The 620-nt window shown below is 42.3% G+C and carries 1 protein-coding gene; it reads right to left on the reverse strand.

The genetic code is table 11. The features are described 5' to 3' along the window. A partial coding sequence (locus tag ACGTN9_RS21035; RefSeq protein ID WP_499596487.1) for an IS110 family transposase occupies window positions 1-515 on the reverse strand: 515 nt, incomplete at its 3' end. Between the last annotated feature and the right edge of the window lie 105 nt (window positions 516-620).

Here is a 620-nt window from a genome sequence, read left to right on the forward strand (position 1 = left end):
CCCGTCATTTGGTTTTTCAACATCGCTTGTTTATCTTTCAGTTTCCATCGCGTTATGGAGCCGTTTTTCAGTTCGGCTTCTACGCCTTCTGGAATCCTGGGGTAGCTGAAATTACCACCAATCATGAGCTTCGCAATCAGTCTTGCGTCCTTTTTATCATTTTTGGTTTGAAGATTATCGTCAAACTCTTTGGATTTCTTTACATGTGAAGGGTTGACGACCACAAAAGGGATGTTTTCTTCAAGTAGGAAAGCAGCTAGGTTCCCCCAGTAATGACCAGTTGGTTCAAACCCGATGAGAACTTCACTTTTTCCATGTTGGTACAACCATTCCTTTATCTGTGTATGGATTCCTTCAAAGCCAGCCCGACTCTGAGTAAATCCAACGGGACGTTGTAGTTCCCGTCCGCGGTCGTCTACCGCACATGCATAATGTGTTTTTTTAGCGATATCGATACCGATCACTAAGGATTCTCCAGAGATTTGATTTATTTTATCATTCCTATTAGAATTCAAGGGGAAGTCCTCCTTTTGATGTTTGTATTTGGTTGTACAAATGCATCTTAACGGAGGGCTTTTTTTAATTCAAGGACCCCTCTACTGAATCCCACAGGAATCTCC

The organism is Halobacillus sp. B23F22_5, assembly GCF_043497085.1.
Taxonomy (GTDB): Bacteria; Bacillota; Bacilli; order Bacillales; family Halobacillaceae; genus Thalassobacillus.